Annotated in this window: 17 protein-coding genes; 2 read left to right on the top strand and 15 right to left on the bottom strand. The window is 39.4% G+C overall.

Annotated elements, in window-relative coordinates; translation table 11 throughout:
* Positions 1-13: 13 nt before the first annotated feature.
* The 11 genes from atpG to asnC form a co-directional block, all read right to left on the bottom strand.
* Entirely contained in the window at positions 14-877 is an 864-nt protein-coding gene (gene atpG, locus ABN256_RS13485) for a F0F1 ATP synthase subunit gamma (protein ID WP_036933511.1), read from the bottom strand.
* Positions 878-935: 58 nt separating this feature from the next.
* A complete protein-coding gene (gene atpA, locus ABN256_RS13480) occupies positions 936-2,477 on the bottom strand; it encodes a F0F1 ATP synthase subunit alpha (RefSeq protein ID WP_109410108.1) in 1,542 nt (513 codons plus the stop codon).
* Positions 2,478-2,491: 14 nt separating this feature from the next.
* Positions 2,492-3,025 carry a F0F1 ATP synthase subunit delta gene (atpH, locus tag ABN256_RS13475; RefSeq protein WP_072071086.1) on the bottom strand — a complete coding sequence of 178 codons (534 nt, stop codon included), beginning with the start codon at positions 3,023-3,025 and terminating at the stop codon, positions 2,492-2,494.
* Between the two features lie 12 nt (positions 3,026-3,037).
* Positions 3,038-3,508 (bottom strand): F0F1 ATP synthase subunit B, encoded by a 471-nt coding sequence (gene atpF, locus ABN256_RS13470; RefSeq protein WP_072071087.1) that lies wholly within the window; start codon positions 3,506-3,508, stop codon positions 3,038-3,040.
* A gap of 61 nt (positions 3,509-3,569) precedes the next feature.
* On the bottom strand, positions 3,570-3,809 hold the full coding sequence (gene atpE / locus ABN256_RS13465; protein ID WP_004246596.1) for a F0F1 ATP synthase subunit C: 240 nt from the start codon (positions 3,807-3,809) through the stop codon (positions 3,570-3,572).
* A gap of 45 nt (positions 3,810-3,854) precedes the next feature.
* Positions 3,855-4,679, bottom strand: coding sequence for a F0F1 ATP synthase subunit A (atpB, locus tag ABN256_RS13460; RefSeq protein WP_072071088.1), 825 nt, complete (start codon positions 4,677-4,679; stop codon positions 3,855-3,857).
* A gap of 31 nt (positions 4,680-4,710) precedes the next feature.
* The gene (gene atpI, locus ABN256_RS13455; RefSeq protein WP_115351345.1) at positions 4,711-5,088 is read right to left on the bottom strand and encodes a F0F1 ATP synthase subunit I; all 378 of its coding nucleotides are present in this window, start codon (positions 5,086-5,088) and stop codon (positions 4,711-4,713) included.
* Positions 5,089-5,701: 613 nt separating this feature from the next.
* On the bottom strand, positions 5,702-6,328 hold the full coding sequence (gene rsmG / locus ABN256_RS13450) for a 16S rRNA (guanine(527)-N(7))-methyltransferase RsmG (RefSeq protein WP_349439560.1): 627 nt from the start codon (positions 6,326-6,328) through the stop codon (positions 5,702-5,704).
* The gene (gene mnmG / locus ABN256_RS13445; protein ID WP_072071091.1) at positions 6,325-8,223 is read right to left on the bottom strand and encodes a tRNA uridine-5-carboxymethylaminomethyl(34) synthesis enzyme MnmG; all 1,899 of its coding nucleotides are present in this window, start codon (positions 8,221-8,223) and stop codon (positions 6,325-6,327) included. Before mnmG ends, rsmG begins: the two co-directional genes overlap by 4 nt.
* Before the next feature lie 377 nt (positions 8,224-8,600).
* Positions 8,601-9,041 (bottom strand): FMN-binding protein MioC, encoded by a 441-nt coding sequence (mioC, locus tag ABN256_RS13440; RefSeq protein WP_196554672.1) that lies wholly within the window; start codon positions 9,039-9,041, stop codon positions 8,601-8,603.
* A 100-nt stretch (positions 9,042-9,141) separates the two neighbouring features.
* A complete protein-coding gene (gene asnC, locus ABN256_RS13435; RefSeq protein WP_069367404.1) occupies positions 9,142-9,603 on the bottom strand; it encodes a transcriptional regulator AsnC in 462 nt (153 codons plus the stop codon).
* 159 nt (positions 9,604-9,762) lie between these two features.
* Between asnC and asnA the strand changes: the two genes are divergently transcribed.
* Positions 9,763-10,755, top strand: a complete 993-nt coding sequence (asnA, locus tag ABN256_RS13430; RefSeq protein WP_109399003.1) for an aspartate--ammonia ligase — start codon at positions 9,763-9,765, stop codon at positions 10,753-10,755.
* On the opposite strand, the gene viaA is transcribed toward asnA, so the two are convergent.
* Both viaA and ravA read right to left on the bottom strand, forming a co-directional pair.
* The gene (gene viaA / locus ABN256_RS13425) at positions 10,756-12,213 is read right to left on the bottom strand and encodes an ATPase RavA stimulator ViaA (protein ID WP_196554673.1); all 1,458 of its coding nucleotides are present in this window, start codon (positions 12,211-12,213) and stop codon (positions 10,756-10,758) included.
* A 7-nt stretch (positions 12,214-12,220) separates the two neighbouring features.
* Positions 12,221-13,720: an ATPase RavA gene (ravA, locus tag ABN256_RS13420; protein ID WP_349439558.1), complete on the bottom strand. Its 1,500-nt coding sequence runs from the start codon at positions 13,718-13,720 to the stop codon at positions 12,221-12,223.
* Between the two features lie 280 nt (positions 13,721-14,000).
* Between ravA and rbsK the strand changes: the two genes are divergently transcribed.
* A complete protein-coding gene (gene rbsK / locus ABN256_RS13415) occupies positions 14,001-14,933 on the top strand; it encodes a ribokinase (protein WP_349439556.1) in 933 nt (310 codons plus the stop codon).
* 71 nt (positions 14,934-15,004) lie between these two features.
* On the opposite strand, the gene mdtD is transcribed toward rbsK, so the two are convergent.
* Together mdtD and ABN256_RS13405 are read right to left on the bottom strand one after the other, a co-directional pair.
* Positions 15,005-16,399: a multidrug transporter subunit MdtD gene (gene mdtD / locus ABN256_RS13410; RefSeq protein ID WP_196554676.1), complete on the bottom strand. Its 1,395-nt coding sequence runs from the start codon at positions 16,397-16,399 to the stop codon at positions 15,005-15,007.
* An 82-nt stretch (positions 16,400-16,481) separates the two neighbouring features.
* Positions 16,482-17,168 carry a FadR/GntR family transcriptional regulator gene (locus ABN256_RS13405; protein ID WP_072071098.1) on the bottom strand — a complete coding sequence of 229 codons (687 nt, stop codon included), beginning with the start codon at positions 17,166-17,168 and terminating at the stop codon, positions 16,482-16,484.
* Between the last annotated feature and the right edge of the window lie 224 nt (positions 17,169-17,392).

Raw genomic sequence — 17,392 nt, 5'->3', positions numbered from 1 at the left:
GTAAACCTAGCTGTTATACCGCGGCTGCACCAGACACAATTTCTGTAAGTTCCTGAGTAATGCTTGCTTGACGTGCTTTGTTGTACACCAATTGCAGCTCTTTAATCAGGTTACCACCGTTATCTGTAGCGGCTTTCATCGCGACCATTCGGGCGGCCTGCTCACTCGCTAAGTTCTCTACGACGCTCTGGTAAACCTGCGATTCGATATAACGACGCAGTAAAGTATCCAGTAACGCCTTAGGATCAGGTTCGTACAGATAATCCCAAGATTTTTCTTTCAGCTCTTCATCATCACCTGGTGGTAATGGTAAAACCTGAAGAATTTTAGGCTCTTGAGCCATGGTATTGATGAACTTATTTGCCACCACATACAGTTTATCTAAACGACCTTCGTCATAAGCCTGCAACATGATATTCACTGGACCGATAAGGTCTGACAGTTTTGGATCATCGCCCATGCCGGTTACTTGACCAACAACATTTCCGCCCACAGAGCCGAAGAATGAAGCGGCTTTAGAACCCACTAGAGCTAAATCTACCTGTACACCTTTTTCAGACCACTCTTTCATGTCTGCCAGCAGTTTTTTGAACAAGTTAATGTTCAAACCACCACACAAACCACGGTCGGTCGAAACAACCAGGTACCCGACACGTTTAACTTCACGCTCTTCGAGGTATGGATGTTTGTATTCCAGATTCCCTAACGCAAGGTGACCAATCACACTGCGCATGGTTTCTGCATAAGGACGGCTGGCTGCCATGCGTTCCTGCGTTTTACGCATTTTCGACGCGGCGACCATCTCCATCGCTTTAGTGATCTTCTGTGTGTTTTGCACACTGGCGATCTTCGAACGTATCTCTTTTGCGCCGGCCATTTCTGCTTCTCCTCATGAACCAGACGGCCTAATGTTTAACTATTAGGCCGAATAGTTATTACCAGGACTGAGTCGCTTTGAAGTTTTCTAGCACGCCTTTCAGCTTCGCTTCGATTTCTTCGTTATAAGTACCAGTCTGGTTGATTTCTTTCAATAAATCAGCATGTTCACGAGAGGCATAAGCTAATAAAGCCGCTTCAAATGGCACAACTTTTGAAATTTCAACATCTTCCAGATAACCACGTTCTGCTGCATACAGTGCTAAAGACTGTTGTGCGACAGACATTGGTTCGTACTGTTTCTGTTTCAGCAATTCAGTCACTTTCTGACCGTGGTTCAATTGTTTACGGGTAGCATCATCCAGATCAGAAGCGAACTGTGAGAATGCTGCCAGCTCACGATACTGCGCAAGTGCAGTACGGATACCACCAGAAAGTTTCTTCATAATCTTAGTCTGAGCTGCACCACCTACACGAGATACGGAGATCCCTGGGTTAACAGCTGGACGGATACCTGCGTTAAACAGGTTAGATTCTAAGAAGATCTGACCATCGGTAATAGAGATTACGTTCGTAGGAACGAATGCAGAAACGTCCCCTGCTTGCGTTTCGATAATTGGTAACGCAGTCAGAGAGCCGGTTTTACCTTTAACTTCACCATTAGTGAATGCTTCTACGTACTCAGCATTAACGCGAGCAGCACGCTCAAGTAAACGGGAGTGCAGATAGAAAACGTCACCTGGATATGCTTCACGTCCTGGTGGACGACGAAGTAACAGTGAAATTTGACGGTATGCGACAGCCTGTTTAGACAGGTCATCATAAATAATCAGGGCATCTTCACCACGGTCACGGAAGTATTCACCCATTGCACAACCTGAATAAGGAGCTAGGTATTGTAGAGCTGCTGATTCTGATGCAGAAGCAACAACAACAATGGTGTTTTCTAACGCGCCATGTTCTTCTAATTTACGAACAACGTTCGAAATAGTAGAGGCTTTCTGACCGATAGCGACATAAATACATTTAATGCCAGAGTCACGTTGGTTGATGATCGCATCGACAGCCAGAGCAGTTTTACCTGTTTGACGGTCACCGATGATCAACTCACGCTGACCACGACCGATTGGGATCATGGCATCGACGGATTTGTAACCTGTTTGTACAGGCTGATCAACTGATTGACGGTCGATAACACCAGGAGCAATCATCTCAACAGGTGAGAATCCATCATGCTCTACAGCGCCTTTACCATCAATCGGCTCACCCAGTGTGTTTACCACACGGCCAAGCAGACCACGCCCTACAGGTACTTCCAGAATACGACCTGTACATTTAACTTTCATGCCTTCTGCTAAGTCAGCATAAGGACCCATCACAACCGCACCAACAGAGTCGCGCTCTAAGTTCAGTGCGATAGCGAAACGGTTACCCGGCAGTGCGATCATCTCACCCTGCATAACTTCGGCTAAACCGTGGATACGAATGATACCGTCACTGACGGAAACAATCGTACCTTCATTGTGAGCTTCACTCACTACATTGAACTGAGCAATGCGCTGCTTGATCAGTTCGCTGATTTCAGTGGAATTCAGTTGCATATGCTCCAGTCCCCTTAAGACTGCAAGACGTCAGTTAATCGCTCTAAACGGCCACGAATACTGCCATCGATGACGAGGTCACCGGCGCGTATAATCATGCCTGCGATAACAGACTTATCAATTTTGCAATTCAGCTTCACTTTGCGTGATAGACGATTTTCCATCGCTGCAGAAATGTTAGCTAGCTGCTGTTTAGTTAGCTCAATGGCAGAAGTTACTTCAACGTCAACCGTTGACTCTAGTACTGCGCGCAATTGAATAAATTGGCTCAATACTTCAGGCAACGTTGATAAACGGCCATTCTCAGCCATAACACGAATTAAATTCTGAGCATGTTCATCTAATTGATCGCCACAAAGGTCAGCGAAGATGTTAGCCAGTTTTTCTGATGCTAAAGAACCAGAAAGTAATTCGGTTACCTGCTCATTGCGTGCTACTTCAGCGGTGAACGCCAGCATAACCTGCCATTTATCGACAGCCTGGTTTTCCACAGCAAAGTCAAAAGCTGCTTTGGCGTAGGGGCGAGCTACAGTTGCTATTTCAGACATGCCCCTCCCTCCTTACAGTTCAGCGACCAGTTTATCAACGATGTCGCTATTAGCAGCTTCATCCACGGAACGTTCAATAATTTTCTCGGCACCTGCGATAGCCAGCATTGCGACTTGTTTACGGAGTTCTTCACGAGCACGTTTACGCTCTGCATCCAGTTCGGATTGAGCTTGTGCAACGATCTTACTACGTTCTTGCTCTGCTTCTGCTTTAGCTTCTTCAATCATTTGAGTGCGTTGTTTATTCGCTGATTCAATGATTGCTTGTGCTTCTGCTTTTGCTTTCGCTAGCTGATCGCCTGCATCGGCTTTCGCTAAATCTAAGTCCTTTTTAGCTCGTTCTGCAGATGATAAACCGTCAGCAATTTCTTTTTGACGTTTTTCAATGGCCGCCATGATTGGTGGCCATACGAATTTCATGCAGAACAAAACAAACAGGACAAATGCGACGGCCTGGCCGAGGATTGTTGCATTTAAATTCACAGCACAATACCTCTTTCTTGGTTATAAACTAACTTGATGCTTTTACTGCTCATTACCATCATTAGGCAACAGCAAACATCACGTAAAGGCCCAGACCCACAGCAATCATTGGGATGGCATCAACCAGACCCATAACGATAAAGAACTGTGTACGCAGAAGAGGGATCAGATCAGGCTGACGAGCAGCACCTTCTAAAAATTTGCCTCCGAGGATTCCGATACCGATTGCAGCACCGATTGCAGCTAAACCCATCATAATAGCGGCAGCCATGTACAGCAGATCCATACTCAGGTTTTCCATGACAGTCTCCAGTTTGTTTCAGTTATTTCTTCAAAGAGTTAATAATTAATGTTCTTCAGATGCCATCGACAGATAAACAATCGTTAGAACCATGAAAATAAAGGCTTGTAACGTAATAATCAGTATGTGGAATATCGCCCAAGGAAGGCTTAATAACCACTGTGACCACCACGGTAACAGACCAGCAATAAGAATAAAGATCAGTTCACCTGCATACATGTTACCAAACAGTCGAAGACCGAGTGAAACAGGTTTTGATAGCAGGCTTACCCCTTCCAAGATTAAGTTGACAGGAATAAAAATTGGGTGATTAAAAGGCTGTAAAGTCAGCTCTTTAGTAAACCCTTTTATACCTTTCATCTTAATGCTATAGAAAAGGATCAGGATAAATACACCAATTGCCATCGAAAGAGTAATACTCACGTCCGCAGTCGGAACGATGCGTAACGCTGGTAACCCTAAGATGTGTTCACCGATATAAGGGATGAAGTCGATTGGTAATAAATCCAGGGCATTCATTAACAGCACCCAAACGAACACAGTCAATGCCAAAGGTGCAATGACCTTGCTCTTTCCGTGATACATATCACGAACGCTGCTATCAACGAAACCGATGATCATTTCTACTGCAGTCTGGAATTTTCCCGGTACGCCACTGGTTGCTCTTACTGCTACTTTTCTAAACAGCCATAGGAATAATGCTCCCATTAATACTGAAAAGAAAAGTGAGTCAATATTTAACACCCAGAATGATGGCGCATTTTCAGCATGGGGATTGACCAACTCGAAAGTACGTAGGTCCAACTGAAGGTTATTCAGGTGGTGACCTATGTAGTCTCTAGTGGTTAATGCTTCTCCTGATGCAGACATGATGCCAATTACCCTTTTGTTGTTAAAAACGCTAACCGTTAATGACGGCTGGTGCAACGACCTGCATAACAAGCACCGCTAAGTAGGTCATGACCAGTGGTGCAAATGCCGCTTTAAACACTCCTAAAGCAACAATCAGCAAGGCTATTGATAATATAACCTTCAACCCTTCACTGAAAGCAAAAAGCCAGTTTATGCGAACTGGAGCTTCTTCTTCGTTGACTTTTTGTAAGCGCATTAACAAAAGAAAAGCAATATTGGGTAACCAACATGCCATTCCGCCCAAAAAAGCCGAAAAACTCCAGTCTGTACTCTTTAAGTAGAAACCCGCACTGAGAATAACAAAAGTCATAAACTGCAAAAATAACAGTTTCAGTGCAACTTTCCCGTTGTAGAGGGAGACAGACATGACGTTTGTATTCTCCAGACTAGCTATCGTAAAAGGTATTACTGAATGATGTATCAAACTGTCTTTGCTATAAAGTGTCAAGTGACAAAAACGAGCAAATTATACGGGGCGTGGCAATGAATTCAATCAATAAGTAGCGAAAAAGTGAAGATTAATTTAAATTTCTTACCAAGGTTCCATTTATGAAAAATGATTAAGGACAAAAAGAATAAAAATAATAGAGCCGAATAAAATAAATAGCGTGACATACATCACAAATATAAAAGTATAAATAAAGCTTATTTCATAAAATATATAACTAAGTTAACAATTAACTGCCCTTTTATGAACAATTTAGTGTCAATTGGAAAAAAATTGACCCTTTTTCAATTAAATAAATTCAATTTTTTTATAATGCACAGAATTATTAATTTATTTTGGAAATAAAATAAGAAAAACTCAGACTACAAAGCGAATTAACTTAAAAGATAATAAAATGTTAATTTATTGTTTTATTAAAGTGAATTTTAATGTTTCCTATTATTCCCCATAAAACAAATGGCGATAACATTGTAAATGTTATCGCCAGAGCACAAAAAATGAAAAAAAGGTCAATAAGACAGGTAATTTTTGATTAAATAATCACCAAATGTCTTTGTTCATTCAATTCAGGAATGGATAAGCTGATCACTTTTTTAGGTGTTTTTAATCCATTATCAGCAAGTTCATCCAACTCTTCTTGATGAATTTGACCTTTTAATGCGTAAAAATCCCCTTGTTCTTCAGCCACCAAATGAGAACACCAAGAAAGCATGTCTTTCATAGATGCAAACGCACGACTGATAACACCATCAAAAGGTTTCTCAGGTTGGTACTCTTCAACACGATATTGAACAGGCTCGATGTTATTAAGCCCTAATTCATGTTGAACTTGCTTCATAAAGCGAACTCGCTTGCCTAAGCTATCCAATAAGACAAAGTGATGATCGGGGCGCATTATAGCCAAAGGAATACCCGGTAATCCGGGCCCTGTACCTACATCAATAAATCTTTCACCTTCAAGGTATTGGCTAACCACAATACTATCCAATATATGGCGGATTAGCATTTGCTGTGGATCTCTCACTGAGGTCAAGTTATACGCTTTATTCCACTTATCAAGCATCATCACGTAACCCGTTAGCTTTTCAGCTTGAATATCTGTTAGCTCAATATTGGCTTGCTTAGCCAGCTTTTTTAGCCGATTAAGTAAGTCGCTCATGATGCACTCCTGCGTAATAAGCCTTGTTTTTTTAACCATACTAATAAAATGGAGATAGCCGCGGGTGTTACACCTGAGATCCTTGATGCTTGACCGATAGAAGTCGGTTTATGATCGTTAAGCTTGGCAATAACTTCGTTAGATAATCCACTCACTTGCTTGTAGTCGAGATCAATCGGTAATGCCGCGTTTTCATTACGCTGTTTCTTTTCGATCTCTTCTTGTTGACGATTAATGTAACCTTCGTATTTAACTTGGATCTCAACTTGCTCTGCTGCTTGTGGTTTTGAATCGTCAATACCAGGCGCAAAACGAGCTATTTTTTTCAGTATCTCGTACGTCATTTCAGGACGACGTAATAGATCTTCACCATTAGCTTCTTTAGATAATGGAGTATTTAGTAATTCATTGATTTCAGAAAGATTATCTGCTTGAGGATGAACCCAAATATTTCTTAAACGTTGACGTTCTTTTTCAACAAGTTCTACTTTTTCACTAAATTGAGCCCAGCGATTATCATCAACCATGCCTAATTCACGAGCTATTTCTGTCAGGCGTAAATCTGCATTATCTTCACGTAACATCAAACGATATTCCGCACGAGACGTAAACATGCGGTATGGCTCTTTTGTACCTAAAGTACAAAGATCATCAACTAATACACCAATGTAAGCTTGATCACGACGTGGGAACCAACCTTCTTGATCATAGGCATAACGTGCCGCATTAAGCCCTGCAAGCATACCTTGAGCAGCAGCTTCTTCATAACCGGTTGTACCGTTAATTTGGCCTGCAAAAAATAACCCGTTGATAAATTTGCTTTCTAGAGTCTGTTTTAGATCTCTTGGATCGAAGAAGTCATATTCAATGGCATAACCTGGTCTAATGATCTTCGCGTTTTCCATACCTTTCATGGAATTTACAATTTGCATTTGAACATCAAAAGGTAAACTTGTTGAAATACCATTTGGGTAAATCTCGTTACTGGTTAAGCCTTCTGGCTCTAAAAAGATCTGATGTGAATTACGATCAGCAAATCGCATCACCTTATCTTCAATAGATGGGCAATAACGAGGCCCTATTCCTTCGATGACCCCTGCATACATTGGGCTACGATCGAGGTTATTACGGATAACGTCGTGGGTTTTTTCGTTAGTATATGTGATATGGCAAGGCATTTGCTCTGGGTGCTGATCCACATTACCTAAAAACGAGAAAACAGGCATAGGTGTATCGCCTAGCTGAACAGCCAATTGGCTAAAATCAATAGTTCTAGCATCTATACGAGGTGGTGTTCCTGTTTTTAAGCGACCAACACGTAAAGGTAATTCGCGTAATCGGTGTGATAGTGAAACTGAAGGAGGATCTCCAGCACGACCACCACTGTAGTTTTCTAAGCCAATGTGAATTTTTCCATCAAGGAAAGTTCCTACAGTTAAAACTACTGATTTAGCACGGAATTTTAATCCCATACGAGTAACTGCACCCGTTACTTGGTCATTTTCAACAATCAGATCTTCTACTGGTTGTTGGAAGATCATCAAATTAGGTTGATTTTCAAGTGTGGTACGAACAGCTTGGCGGTAAAGAACACGGTCTGCTTGTGCTCTTGTTGCTCTTACAGCAGGTCCCTTACTTGCGTTAAGGGTTCTAAATTGAATACCGGCATGGTCAATGGCAGTTGCCATTAATCCACCCATGGCATCGATCTCTTTTACCAGATGCCCTTTACCAATCCCACCAATAGCTGGGTTACAAGACATTTGGCCCAAAGTATCAATATTGTGGGTCAGTAATAGGGTTTGACGCCCCATACGAGCTGCAGCCATAGCGGCTTCTGTACCGGCGTGACCACCACCGATGACAATGACGTCAAAGTGTTCTGGATAAAACATGTGTGAACCTTAAATGTTACGAATGCTGAATGTGTTGCATTGGGAAAACGAATTCTACTCAACTTTTTGACAGATACAAGCGAGCTGATCCGCAGGTAATTATTTAAAGATCTTTTTATTTAAAGATCTCTTTATTAGATCTTTTATTAAGGAAGCGATCCTCTGTGGATAAGTGGATTTTCTATTTAAAGATCATAAAAGTGTAAAGGATCATATACTGTGAATGATCCGTGATCTATCTGCTGATAAGCTGGGATCAAAATGACGAGTTATACACAGGTCATTTCTTGATAGAGGCTTATACAATGGATAACTACGGGTTAACCCCTGCTTTTAAGCAGAGTTATCCACATTCGTTTGCTGTTTTTTTGTTCAAATTAAAGTAAATTTTTCCAAGAAGCTATCCATTCTTCAGCTGGATCTTCCGGAATGTCATATTTTTGAATATCAATTTCGAGGCGATCACCAAGGCGAGTAGCTCCTTTTTCTATTAATTTTTGATCCAATGTCCTGATCGCACCACAGAAAGTGTCATATTCACTACTTCCTATGCCGATCGCACCAAAAGAGACATTGCTTAGATCAATAGAGTTCGCCGAAATCTCATCAGCAAAAGGCTGTAGGTTGTCAGGAATATCACCTGCACCATGCGTGGAAGTCACCACCAGCCAGATCCCTTCATTGGGAAGATCATTAAGTGAAGGGCCATGGTGTAAATCTGTCTCAAAACCTTCTTCAGATAAGATCTCTGCAAGGTGTTCTGCTACATATTCAGCACTACCCATGGTACTGCCACTAATTAGAGTGACTTTTTTCATTAATGATCTCCTTATGTTCAAGACGCGCTATTGTACGCTGTGAATCACTTGGGATCTACCTGTGGATAATGTGGTTATAAAAAAAAATAAGAATTAACCCTTATGGCTTGATCGTCCTTATTATCGGGTTTTGCAGTGAGATCAATGTTTCTGTTGATTGAATTTCATCAATTGTCTGAATTTTGTTGATAAGTACGTCTTGTAGTGCTTCTATACTTTTACACATTACCTTAATAAAAATGCTGTATTGTCCTGTTGTGTAGTACACCTCTACGACTTCATCTAACTTATCTAACTTATCTAATGCTGTATGGTAGTCTTTTGCACTCTTTAAAATGATGCCAATAAAGCAACAGACATCAAAACCTAATTGCTTTGCACTGATATCAACACGTGTTCCCGTAATAATTCCCGCTTGCTTCATTTTCTCTACTCGGACATGGATTGTGCCCGGGCTTACTTCGAATTTTTTGGCTAATTCAGCGTAAGGTGTTCTTGCATTGGCCATTAATGCGTGAAGTATGTCACGATCGAGATTATCGATCTGATAAATATTGTCCATAAATTCCTCCTGTTTTTAACGATAATACATTTTTATAGCGCTATTTTTAACGATTTAAAACAAGCAAGGCTATTTTTAATGAAGTATATTGAATTTAGTACCTGTTTTGTTGCTTAATCTATATCAGCGAAACACGACATCACCACTAGGGATATAAAAATGGAAAAATCATTCATCCAGACTCAACAGCAAATTAGCTTTGTTAAATCATATTTTTCTCGTCTGCTGGAAAAAGAATTAGGACTGATTGAAGTTCAAGGACCGATCTTAAGTCGCCTTGGTGATGGAACTCAAGATAACTTATCTGGGCATGAGAAGGCGGTACAAGTTAAAGTCAAATCTTTACCAGATTCTACTTTTGAAGTTGTCCATTCATTAGCAAAATGGAAACGTAAAACATTAGGTCGTTTTGGATTTAGTTCTGGTCAGGGTCTTTATACACATATGAAAGCGTTGCGACCAGACGAAGATCGCTTAACTCAGATCCACTCTGTCTATGTTGATCAGTGGGACTGGGAAAAAGTGATGGAAGCTAAGGATCGTACTGTTCCTTACCTTAAGCAGACAGTGGGTAAAATTTATCAGGCAATAAAAGAAACTGAAAAAGCCGTCAGCGAAGAATTTGGTCTGGTACCGTTCCTGCCAGATCAAATTCAATTTATCCACACTGAAGAGTTATTGCGCCGTTATCCTGACCTTGATGCTAAAGGCCGTGAAAAAGCGATAGCAAAAGAATATGGCGCCGTTTTCTTAATTGGTATTGGTGGAAAACTTTCAAGTGGCGAATCTCATGATGTCAGAGCACCTGATTATGATGACTGGACGACACCAAACGAAGATGGATTTGAAGGTTTAAACGGTGACATTTTAGTCTGGAACCCAGTATTACAAGATGCATTTGAGTTGTCATCAATGGGTATCCGTGTCGATCCTGAAACATTAATGCGTCAGTTAACATTAACCGATGATACTAAGCGCCTAGAGCTTGATTGGCACAAAGCATTAATGCATGGCGATATGCCACAAACTATTGGGGGGGGTATTGGCCAATCACGTTTAGTAATGCTACTTCTGCAAAAAGAGCATATTGGTCAAGTACAGTGCGGTGTGTGGGAAAAAGACACCCGTTTAGCTTTCGCTGATATGTTGTAATTATTGGCGCCAGCGTCGAAGTAAGCGACTTTTTAATCCAGTATCAAAACGCCATATATGGTCAAAGATTTTCATGATACTGGGTTTACCGTAATTGGATAGAGTAACCGCATGGAAGCGATTGTGCTGTTGCTGTTGGCTTTTTTTGATTTTGTTGATTAGGTTTTCGGGTAACCTTTGGGCGACAAAGTCAGAAATAACAACAGCATCAGCATCTTTCCATGCTGGGCTATTTAGTTTTTCTGCAACATCATCCAAACATGTACTTAAATCCGTACCCCCTCTAAATGATTGATTTAAAAATTTGATAAGCTCTTGTAGACCGTTAGATGAGGATAACTGGTAATGAACCGTTTCCGTTGAAAATAACATCACATGACACGAGCGATTGTCTGCAAGTGCTATTTTCATTAATGCTAATCCAAAAGCTTTTGCGCACTGTTCATTAAAACCTCCCATTGAACCTGATGTATCAATACACACTATAAAAGGCCCTCTAGGTCTTTCTTCATCGTGATGATGAGTTATTGGACGTAAGACAGTACGCTCTTGCCAATTATCACCTTGTAATCGGTAAGTATTAAGTTGTTTTTCCACCAGCTTTCTATAAAACTCATACTCAATTTCATTAATGCCTAACAAGGCGAGCTCAGCGGGAAGTAAGCGTAAGATATCATCACTGAGTCCTATTCCGTTGACTTGCTCCGGTGTCGTATCAGGTGCTTTTTCAACAATAGTGACAGGTTCAAAAATAACACTCTCTTCAGGAAGAGATTTGGCTGTTTTGCTACGACCTAGCAAACTTGCGAGTTTGTGTAATTCAGGTTGTTGATCGAGAAAATCGCTATAACGCTGAATAATTTTCTCATCGAAAGGGGTTTTTGTTAAAACACCTTTACTCATATCCCATAAACGCCCTGCTGCACGCTCATTTTCTGAAAATGTATTACTTAAGCTTCCACTTAGCGCTAAACGTTCCTGAAGCTCAGCAAGAAGTTGCTCTTGTTCTTGATCAAATAAGGCTTTGTGTAATGCCGTGACTTGGAAAATTAAACTTATTCGCCAGTGTTGGATAAACAAAGCTTGCTGAGCAGGAGAAAACGGTTTGTTTGTTTTGATAAGCTGAGAAGCTTCTTCGATAAAAGAGGAATCTAATTTATTTAATTCAGCAAGGATGTGTTCAACTTGCTGATTAAATATCGCATTACCTAATGACTGCGTTTGTTGGTAAAGAGCAAATTCATCAGCAATCATAGTGGGCACTAATGTCTCTTTAACTCTTTGTTGTAGGCTTTTTTTCCATTGATGGATATCTTTAAGTAATGCTTTCTTTAATCTTGGGTGCTTTTCAAAAAAAACAGCTAATTGAGGAGAGGCTAATATAGCAATAATAACTTCTTCGATAAGTTGCCCTTCATTTATAGCTAAAAGCATATCTAATGTTGAAAGTGTCAGCATAATCTCATCACTTTATTTGGCTTTTTAATTGCGACAATTTTTCATTAAGCTGAACAAAACTTTGTTCTATGGAAATAAGCCAATCATTATCAATAAATAAATTTGGTTGATGATGATTAAATTTTTCCTGCTCACCATAAATTTCTTGAGCCAGATCTTTTAATTTATCTTGCCACTCTTTGTTATTATCAATTAAGGGTGTAGGTGCTGTTTCTTTTTGTTGGTAAAGAGAGGTTGTGCGTCGGCTTACATCTAAAATTTCTAATACACCATCTTGACGAATTTGTGCATTAATTGATTGAGGGAAGCCAATACCATTTAAACGCGCTAATAACTCATCCCCTTTTGCCAAGAAGTTTTCTAATGATTTTTGCTCGATAGTAATAAAGTTAACTTGAATACTGTGTATATGCAGTGGGATATGTAAAAACAGTGTGTATTTATCTGCCCGTATTTTTTCTGGCAGATTAAAATGAACATTACGGCCAAACATTCCACTTTGTTTTTCAAAACGAAAAGCTTGCTGATCTTGTTTACTTCTCGTTGATTGCATCCACTCAGCCCACAACTCCTCTGTTTTTCTGATTAATTCTAGCTGGTGGTAAGCTTGTTCTGTTAAAAGACTGTGTAACAGTTTATCTAATAACGCAAATGATGCTTGATCGTGCCAAAGACAATCTTTTAATAAAATAAGATCTAATGGAGAAATAACACTGCGACCATTGAAGAATGCGCTGGCTTGTAAAAGACGAACTGCTTTTTTCCAACGTCTATCAGAAACATAAGGAGCAGCATCACTTTTATCTAAAGACTCGCGAAGTTGATAAATTAAATCGAATAAATGGTCATCTAATGTGATTTTTTCTAATTCTGATTGCCAGCGTGAAAATTCTTCTGTAGTAATTTGAAGATGAGCCGGAATATGAAAAAAACCAACTTCTTTATTAATGAGTAAAGCACGAAAGTTTTTCTTATCTTGTACTTTTGTTAGCCAAATACGGATAAGCATTCGGTCATAAAGCGCTTCAAGGCTACTATCTGAATCAGGTAATTCATTCGAGGCTGAAACTAATAAGCGCATTGGGATGCTGACTTCAGTTTCCCCATTTCTAAATTTACGTTCATTTATTGCTGTTAATAACGTATTTAGAATAGCAGGTCCTGCTTTCCATATTTCATCAAGAAAGACCACTTCGGCATCGGGTAAATAGCCATCAACTAAACGTTGGTATTTACCTTCATCTTTTAAGGCTTGAATAGATAAAGGACCAAAAATTTCTTCAGGAGTGGAAAAACGTGTCATTAAATATTCAAACGCTTTTGCCTCTTTAAATGCTTCTTTCATCCTTCTTGCTATTAAGCTTTTAGCAATTCCAGGAGGACCAAGTAAAAAAACACTTTCACCACTCAGTGCCGCAAGTAAACAAAGACGGATTGCAGACTGTCGTTCATAAAGCCCAGTCTCAAGGTATTGGCTAAGTTGTGAAATCCGTTCTGCTAGCTGCATAAACACTCCTAATAGTGGGTACTTATTTTCATTATTCCCCGAAAATATCAGAAAAGGATTGCTGACATATAGTCAAACATTCTATTAGCACACAATTTGTTTATAACAAAAATCGATTCAGCTTCCTACTGCTTATTTTTGGTTCTTTTTTGTTTTTCTAGCGAAACGTTTCGATGGTGATCACGTTTTTTCATTAATGTTGCTGAGATGATCGGTTTAAAATATTGCATGTTATTTATTCAGTGTATTTAGAATTTATTATTGAGAGTAAGGAAAAATCATGGAAGCGAAGAAACTTGTGATTTTAGGTAGTGTTAATGCTGATCATATTCTTAATGTTGCCCATTTTCCGCTTCCTGGTGAAACCATTTCAGGTAATCAATTTCAAATGGTATTCGGCGGTAAAGGAGCTAATCAAGCAGTAGCTGCTGGGCGTTGTGGTGCGAATATTTCATTTTTAGCTTGTTTGGGAAATGATGATATTGGTCAAAAAGCTAAGGCTCAATTAATTACTGATAACATTAAAACTCATAGTATTGAGTTAATTGATGATGAAGCAACAGGCGTTGCCCTGATTTTTGTTAATCGGCATGGTGAAAATGTTATTGGTATTCATGCTGGAGCTAATGGTCGGTTAGATCCGCATTATGTGCAACGTCATAGCCGTATTATAAAAGAAGCCGATGCACTATTAATGCAATTAGAGTCACCGCTTGATTCGGTATTGAAGGCGGCTGAAATGGCGAAACAAGAAAATGTGCAGGTAATATTAAATCCAGCGCCTGCTCAAGCACTACCTGATGAATTACTGTCACTGGTTGATGTTATTACACCAAATGAAACAGAAACTGAATATTTGACTGGAATTAAAGTCATTGATGATAAAAGTGCACAGCAAGCCGCTGAGGTTTTGCATAATAAAGGCATTAAAACAGTTCTTATTACATTAGGTAGTCGTGGTGTTTGGGTTAGCGAGCAAAATAATAAGGGATGTATTGTTCCTGCTTTTAAAGTGAAAGCAGTAGATACTATTGCTGCTGGTGATACTTTTAATGGTGCTTTAATAACAGCCTTATTGGAAGGGCAGCCTATGATGTCAGCCATAACATTTGCTCATGCTGCTGCTGCAATTGCCGTGACTCGTTCTGGCGCTCAGCCTTCTGTACCTTGGCGTCATGAAGTAGATGCTTTTTTGTCTGCATCATTATCATGATCTTCTCTATATAAAGAAGAAATAAAAAGAGAGCTTAAGCTCTCTTTTCTCTTTTAATCTGAATAAAGTAATTAGTTATTTTTCTTTTTATTCGTTAGGTTATCGCCATCATGTTTATCGAGGAGTAAAAATACGAAGGAGGACAGTAATGTAATAATACCTACCGTAATAAAAGTATAGTGGAAGTTATCAATAGTAGTGCCAACGTTTTCAGTATCAAAATATCCTAAGATAGACGCACTGACAGCAATACCAAAACTAATAGCCAGCTGTTGAGTAACAGCTAAAACACTATTTCCTGAACTTGCATTATTATCTGTTAAGTCAGCCAATGAAATTGTATTCATCGATGTAAATTGTATCGACATTACCACACCTAATAAAAAGAGTGGGATAACAAGATAGTAAATAGACATGTCTGGAGATTGAAGTGAAAATTGAGTAATCATCAAACCAATAATAATAGTGATAGCAAAGAGCGTTCGGCGATAGCTAAATTTTACTAAGATCTTTGTGACAAATGATTTTGCTAAAATAGAGCCCAGAGCCATTGGTGCTAGCATCATACCGGAAACAATTGCAGGGTAGCCAAAGCCAACTTGTAACATAAGTGGCATTAAAAAAGGAATACAGCCAGTTCCTAGCCTTGTTGCAATGTTACCTGCAATTCCTACAGAGAAGGTCCGTGTTTTAAAAATATTTAATGGGATCAGAGGCTGCTGGTGGCGTCTTGCATGATTAATATATAAACCAAGTAGAGAAAAACCACCTAAAATAACGGCTATAGGAATATAGCGAGAGATATTTTTATCACCAAAAAGATCAAGACTAACTGAAAGCATCACTAAACCAAAGCCAAAGAAAATAAAACCCAGTAAATCGAATTTACGTTTTGGCATAATAAAATTAGGCATATGCTTTATCGCATAGAAAATACCTAATAGGCCAATAGGGATATTTATTATAAATATCCAATGCCAAGAGGCATAAGTAACTAAAATCCCCCCTAAAAGAGGCCCTACTATGGGGCCTACCAATCCAGGCATAGTAACAAAATTTAGAATGGGCAATAATTCACTACGTGGATAGGCTCTTAATAAAGCAAGGCGTGCAACTGGCATCATCATTGCTCCACCGATTCCTTGTATAATTCGTGAAATAACAAGAAAAGAGAGGTTCGGAGAAAGTGCACATAATAAAGAGCCAGCAGAAAATAAAGAAACCGCAATAATAAAAATTTGGCGAGTTCCAAATCTGTCAGCTAGCCACCCACTAACGGGAATTAATAATGCCACAGTTAATGTGTAGCTAATAACAGCCGATTGCATGGCGAGAGGTGAGTGATTAAGACTCTTGGCTATATCAGGTAATGCCGTATTAAGAATGGTTGCATCGAGAGCCTGCATAAAAAAAGCCATTGCAGCTATCCAAGGCAACCCAGACATATTTTTGGCGGATTTCAACATGAAGCATATACCGTCTTTGTTCTATATTTTGATTATCGCTTCATTATAAACAGAAAACCTTCAATTTTTGTATTAAAACTATTCAATCACTCGTTAATAAGATTAAACAGAGGTCGCGTGCTTTATTTCCATCACCATCAATAATAGCTTGAACAATTTGGTTATGTGTTTCTGGCTGAACAGTTTCATTCCCCACAATAAGGTCGAAATACTTTTTATAAGCAGAAAGGAACAACGAACCAAAAGAAGCAAAAAATGGATTACCACTTGCTTGGTAAATAAGGTAGTGAAATTGTGTATCAATATCTAACCAATGTTGTCTGTCAAAATTCTCATCAAGTAACTGCATTTCTTTACCAAATAAAGAAAGAGACTGTTTTTGACTTTCGGTTGCATTAAAGGCGGCTAGATAACAGGCTTGTGGCTCTATGGCTAAACGAACATGGTGGAAGTAGTGACTGACTTTATTAAATTCACCACTGTCTATCCACCAATTAAGAAGATCATTATCTAATAAGTTCCAATTCTGCATTGGCGTTACTCGAGTGCCTATTCTTGGGCGAGGTAAAAGCATCCCTTTTGCTGCAAGCATTTTTATTGCTTCTCGAATAACGGTTCTACTGACAGAGAGTAATTCTGCTAATTCTATTTCTCCTGGTAACAAAGATTCAGGTTCGTAATGGCCAGAAAGAATTTGTTTACCCAATTTTTCAGCAACAATATAAGAAAGGTTTTTTTGAGAGGCTGAACGTTGTTCGCTAAATTGCATAATAAAGGTTACCTATACCATAATTTATCTTCTATCTTACGTGAGTCAGTTTGAGAAAGCTGTTTGGATTTTATGCTATCAGCATAAAAATAGAGCGTTTTTCTTTGTTTTGTTGAAAAAAAAAGCGAACAGAAAAAAAATTGAAATAAACACTTGCGCTAATCCGAGATCTCCCTATAATGCGCATCCACTGACCGGCGATGAGCAAACAACTAGCCACGCAG

Origin of the sequence: Proteus sp. fly-1008, from assembly GCF_040140305.1 — a bacterium.
Classification (GTDB): domain Bacteria; phylum Pseudomonadota; class Gammaproteobacteria; order Enterobacterales; family Enterobacteriaceae; genus Proteus; species Proteus vulgaris_B.
This window is presented reverse-complemented; position numbering and strand designations above follow the sequence as displayed.